The organism is Gymnodinialimonas mytili (assembly GCF_037544085.1).
Lineage (GTDB): Bacteria > Pseudomonadota > Alphaproteobacteria > Rhodobacterales > Rhodobacteraceae > Gymnodinialimonas > Gymnodinialimonas mytili.
Genome location: NZ_JBBIFW010000014.1, coordinates 1 through 1,413 on the forward strand (window position 1 = coordinate 1; position 1,413 = coordinate 1,413).

At 60.7% G+C, this 1,413-nt stretch carries 1 protein-coding gene; it reads right to left on the reverse strand.

The features are described 5' to 3' along the window. Positions 1–250 precede the first annotated feature (250 nt). On the reverse strand, positions 251–1,270 hold the full coding sequence (locus V8J82_RS23620) for an IS110 family RNA-guided transposase (protein WP_339979593.1): 1,020 nt from the start codon (positions 1,268–1,270) through the stop codon (positions 251–253). Positions 1,271–1,413 lie beyond the last annotated feature (143 nt).

Sequence of the window (1,413 nt, forward strand, 5' to 3'; positions counted from 1 at the left end):
GAATGACTTGTTTGGATGGCGCCCGCAGAGCAAGACTTAAATGGGATTGCGTGTACCTATTCAGAAGCGGTCTTGTGTCCGGCCTGTTTGCGCGGCTCTGGCCGCTGGCCCTGATGGGATCTGCAGATCGGGTTCCTAACTGCTTTGCGGGCTGAAGCGCCCGGGACATTCGGGGGAGCGTCCTGATCATTGCGGCTGAAGGGTACACCATCACATCGTTGGTCTTGCTATCGCTTTGTACCGTTCCGGTTCATGCGGCATGCGGTCGGTAGGGTTCGTTCTTCGTCAGCACGGCCCACATGATCCGGGCCGTTTTGTTGGCCATGGCGACGGTCGCAAGGCGCGCGGGCTTTCTTTGCAGCAACTCCGCGAGCCATGGATCGGCGCGGTCGGGATGAGCTGCAACCTGCCTGACGCGGGACGTCATGCCGACGACAATAAGCTGGCGCAGGTAACGGTCGCCCATCTTGGTGATCTTGCCCAATCGCTCTTTGCCACCACTAGAATGGTTGCGTGGGGTGAGCCCCAGCCAGGCGGCAAACTCACGACCACTTCGAAACTGGTGGCCCGACCCAATTGTTGCAGCCACAGCAGAAGCAGTGACCGGCCCGACGCCAGGAATGGTCTGCAAGAGTTGCGCCTGCCTGCTGATGCGCGCCTGCCTGCGCATCGTGATCTCGTACCATCCAAGCCGATTGTGCAGATCAATCAGCTGCCGACTTAGAACGCGCAGAACCTCTAGCGCTAACTCGGGCAGCTCTTGCTCACGACCTTCGATGATGCCTTTTGCAAAATCGACCGCTCTGGCGACCCCGCGTGCAATGGTGACACCGAACTCGGCGGCGAGGCTACGCAGCATGTTGATCAGCTGGGTGCGCTGGCGGACGACGAAGTCCCGTGCCCAGTGCAAAGACAGAAGCGCCTGCTGGTCCTCGGATTTGATCTCGACGAACCGCATCGTCGGCCGTGTCACCGCCTCGCAGATCGCCTCTGCATCGACGGCGTCGGACTTGCCGCGCTTCACATAGGGTTTGACATACATCGGCGGCATCAATCGGACGGTATGGCCCAGCTTCGAAAGCTCGCGCGCCCAGTGATGACTGGATGCGCAGGCCTCGATCCCGACGAGGCAGGGCGCCAGGCGCTCGAAGAACGACAAGACCTGCGACCGGCGCAAAGGCCGGTTGAGCGCAACCTCACCGTTCTCAGTGACGCCGTGCACGTGGAAGATGTTCTTGGCCAAATCCAGGCCGACGATGGTAACTTGCATAGGGTGGCTCCTCTCAAACGCTGATCATGACACCTGCAACATGGCGCATTACGACGCCTGGGAGCGGGAGCCATCCACCCCATCTGCTTTGATGGTCGGCACCGCAGCATCCTGACGGAAGGTCGAAGGTCCGGAATGGGCCG

Coding starts and splice junctions, on each gene's coding strand:
- V8J82_RS23620 (WP_339979593.1), bottom strand. CDS start 1,270: ATGCAAGTTACCATCGTCGGCCTGGATTTGGCCAAGAACATCTTCCAC.